Raw genomic sequence first — 3,870 nt, 5'->3', positions numbered from 1 at the left:
CTGCAGAGGCGCTGTTTTTGTCAAAAGCGGCCGTGAGCATGTCACTGTCTGAACTGGAAAAACAGCTTGGGCATGCGCTGTTCGATAGGGTCAATAACCGTTTAATCCTCAATCAAGAGGGACAAAAACTGTTGCCGCTCGCCGATGAACTGCTAAGCCGTGCGAGCAACATCAACCAACTGTTTGACAGTGAGCAAACCCTCGCAGGCCAATTGCGCATTGGTACCAGTGATACGATTGGCAACCATGTTGCGCCTTATCTACTCAGTCAATTTCGCCAGCAAACCCAACACATCTCGCAAAGTTTGTTTATTTCCAACTCGGCGCTGATTTGCCAAAAGTTGGTCGATTACGAACTGGATCTTGCGTTAATTGAAGGAAAAACACTGCACCCAGAGCTGATTTCAACGCCTTTTTCACACGATGAAATGTGTATTATTTGCGCACCCGAACATCCACTCACAATGATAAATCAGCTCACCCTCAATGATTTCGAACAGAGCCAATGGGTATTGCGCGAAGCGGGTTCTGGCTCGCGAGAGTTTTTCTTACGGGCTATCGCACCACGACTTGAGCAGTGGCATGAAGCCTTTGAATTGAATACCACTGAAGCCTTAATCAACAGTGTTTCGGCAGGGTTAGGTTTGGGCTGTTTATCCACCCTTGCTGCGCATTCAGCACTGCAAGATGGCCGGGTTAAAAGACTCGATGTTCCGCTGGACATGAAACGCCGTTTTTGGCTATTGGTGCATAAAGAAAAATACCAAAGCCCACTGCTCAAACACTTTATTGAATTTTGTTATCAATGGAACAAAGAGTAGCCATCCACCTCTCACTTTTTCCTGCTCACCTAGACTTCATGGTTTAAAAACTGTATAAACAGCCAGTAGAATTAATGACTAAGTTAGAGGATTAACCATGGCTGTAATCGTCAAGTACGTGGTGGAACGCAACGGAGAAGAAAAGATGACTTTTACCTCTAAAGCAGACGCTGACGCTTATGACAAAATGCTCGATATGGCAGATGAGCTTTTCGAACTGTTAGGGAAAAGTGAGTTGCTAGAAGATGAAGCCAAGCAAGAAGCTTTGGCGATGTTCTTAGCGCAAAACAAAGAAGAAGTGCTTTACGCACTTGGCGCAAAGCGCAAGCCTGCACCGGCTAAGCCTAAAAAAGCCAAAGCGGTAAAAGACGAAGCACCAGAAGAAGATGCAGCTTAAGGCGATTAAACGCTTAACTTAAGATAATAGAACGTGAAAAGACCGCTGCTTCGTCAGCGGTTTTATATTTCTGTCTAAAGAAATACATCGCTAAAAAGACAAAAGGTATCGTTTTACGGACTTTCTCCTCTTTTGCCCTTTCCTACCCCTGCCTCACTCTTTATGATGCTTGATAAATCGAGTGCGCCGCAATGATGCTCAACCTACGCTGGCGAGCGCATCAATAGTGACAACATGGAGATATCAAAATGGCTTACTTTGCACTTGCCTTTGGCACGGCAACCAAAAACCGTGATGGAAAAATTATTGAAGCGTTTTTTCCAGCGCCAATTCTCAACCCAAGTGACGCACTAGTAAGCGAGCTTGCTCAAGTCTCTGGTTATGGCGAAGGCAACCAGTATATCGACATCTCAACTGAGCAAAGCGCCCAACTCGCCGCGATATTTGCTCGACATGATCAGGCTAACAATGCCAGTTTTGCCGATAAAGCCGCTAACGCCTCACAACCACTGGTGCTGGTTATTTTAGCTTCCGACCAACAACCTCAATCAGTCGCTGAAGGCTTTTTGAAGCTACAACTGATTTCACACCGTTTAGTGAAACCACACGGTACTGTGCTTGATGGTATTTTTGGCCTGCTGCACAACATCGCATGGACCAATGAGGGTCCTATCGATCTACCTGAACTAGCGGATCGTCAAATTGAAGCTCGCCTTGCAGGCCGAGCTTTAACGGTAGATTGTGTCGATAAATTCCCGAAAATGGTTGATTACATTGTCCCAGCGGGCATCCGTATTGCGGATACCTCGCGCGTTCGCCTTGGCGCGCACGTGGGCGAAGGTACCACTGTGATGCATGAAGGTTTTATCAACTTCAACGCTGGTACAACAGGCGTGAGCATGGTTGAAGGGCGTATTTCTGCTGGTGTGGTTGTTGGTAATGGATCGGACATCGGCGGTGGCGCTTCTATCATGGGTACGCTTTCTGGCGGCGGTAAGGTCGTGGTCTCTATCGGTGAAAACTCACTGCTTGGCGCAAATGCAGGCTTAGGTTTCCCACTCGGCGATCGCTGCACGATAGAATCAGGTTTATATGTAACTGCTGGTACTAAAGTGCGTATGCTCGATAACCAAGGCCAAGAAGTGGAGATCGTTAAAGCACGTGATTTAGCTGGTGTATCGGATCTACTTTTCCGTCGCAACTCGATCACAGGTCAAATTGAGTGTTTAGTCAATAAATCAGCCGTTGAACTGAACAGCATGCTGCACAGCCATAACTGATCCAGTTTTTCTGATAAAAAGGCTTGGCGATGTGCCAAGCCTTTTTCTTTGGCGCGCTTTCTACTGCTAGGCTACTTTCTACTTTTTTATTTTGCTACTTCCACGTTACGAGCCAAACCGTTATCCCGGATGGCCATCGACTCTCGGCGTAAGTAACATCGTGCCAAATTTCCACACAAACAGAGTAAAAGCCAAGATCCAGAGTGCGGCGCTGATGTTCACCATCAAAAAGAGTTGCGCTGGGAGAAAGGCGACACCGAGGCTGCGTACCAATGCCGACATCATCAAAGCCGCAAACGCGATACTCATTTTAGGCCCTTGATAAATTGCCCTACCGGTATGCCCCATAGTGACGCGTGCAATCATCGCCAAAATCAAGCCTGAGATGGCTCCAATGGCAAAGAGATGGATCAGGTTATGAGTGACATATACATCATCAATTAACCCGCGCAGTAATAAGCTCAAAGGAATGCAGGCATACGCAGCGTGCAGCGACCAAACCAGAGGCTCACTCAATGTTAGCCATGGTTTCCAACGCATCCAACGTACCCACTGCGCTAACCCAGCCAGTAACATGATAGGCTGACCAATCTGCACCATCGTCAGCGGGAAGAAACTCAAAATAAACAAGGCCGCAATGGGTGCATTGGCTAACCAATCGAGCCATACCCATGGCTGTGCTTTTTGAAAGTTAAAACGCCTTGCGCTGAAGAAAGGGATCACGCGTGCTCCCATGACTGATAGCAACAATGTGAACCACCACAACATCGCCTGCCATACCGCCGCCGAGCTAAAGGGCGGCATTCCTTTAATGGTGGCATAACTCGCAAAGTTCGCGCCGATCGCTAAAATAAACAGCGGCACAAAAAAGAGATTTTTCCAGCCTTTCGCTTGCACTACTCGGCGGCCAATTTCATAGGCTGAAGCGGCCAAAAAAAGCGCTTCGACAGAAGAGATGACCCACAAAGGTGTCGGCGTCCACAATAAGATTCGAGGCGCTAGCCACAAGGCGACTAACACGGCTAAGCGATAATGTTTCGTGCCATTAATGCCAGTCCAGTTCTGTACGGCAGTCAATAGAAAACCGACCACAATTGCCATAGCAAAACCAAACAGCATTTCATGTACATGCCACCACAGCGCAGGAACTTGCAATGCCGATGGCTGACCGGTTTGAAACATCCAGACCCATAACGTCACCGCTAAAACGGCATATACGCTACCAAGTAGGAAAAAGGGACGAAAACCAAGGCGCAACCAAGCGGGTATGCGTTGTTCTACTTGTATATCGGTAATATTGAGCACTGTGACCTCTTACGGCGGTGGTGGTGGATATCATGACAGACGACCAACACCACAAGCAACAATTTAA

The 3,870-nt window shown here is 47.5% G+C and carries 4 protein-coding genes; 3 read left to right on the top strand and 1 reads right to left on the bottom strand.

What is annotated here, in order from left to right; translation table 11 throughout:
• The 3 genes from B9J84_RS11195 to dapD all read left to right on the top strand — a co-directional run.
• Nucleotides 1–821 (top strand): LysR family transcriptional regulator (locus B9J84_RS11195; RefSeq protein WP_094124148.1); only part of this gene is annotated, 821 nt, incomplete at its 5' end.
• A 97-nt stretch (nucleotides 822–918) separates the two neighbouring features.
• The gene (locus B9J84_RS11190) at nucleotides 919–1,218 is read left to right on the top strand and encodes a YebG family protein (protein ID WP_010318120.1); all 300 of its coding nucleotides are present in this window, start codon (nucleotides 919–921) and stop codon (nucleotides 1,216–1,218) included.
• A gap of 248 nt (nucleotides 1,219–1,466) precedes the next feature.
• Nucleotides 1,467–2,498: a 2,3,4,5-tetrahydropyridine-2,6-dicarboxylate N-succinyltransferase gene (gene dapD, locus B9J84_RS11185; RefSeq protein ID WP_094124147.1), complete on the top strand. Its 1,032-nt coding sequence runs from the start codon at nucleotides 1,467–1,469 to the stop codon at nucleotides 2,496–2,498.
• Between the two features lie 120 nt (nucleotides 2,499–2,618).
• Here dapD and B9J84_RS11180 read toward each other — a convergent pair whose 3' ends face one another.
• The gene (locus B9J84_RS11180) at nucleotides 2,619–3,803 is read right to left on the bottom strand and encodes an NnrS family protein (protein ID WP_094124146.1); all 1,185 of its coding nucleotides are present in this window, start codon (nucleotides 3,801–3,803) and stop codon (nucleotides 2,619–2,621) included.
• Nucleotides 3,804–3,870: the final 67 nt, after the last annotated feature.

It is taken from the genome of Vibrio sp. V03_P4A6T147 (genome assembly GCF_002241085.1).
Taxonomy (GTDB): Bacteria; Pseudomonadota; Gammaproteobacteria; order Enterobacterales; family Vibrionaceae; genus Vibrio; species Vibrio anguillarum.
This window is presented reverse-complemented; position numbering and strand designations above follow the sequence as displayed.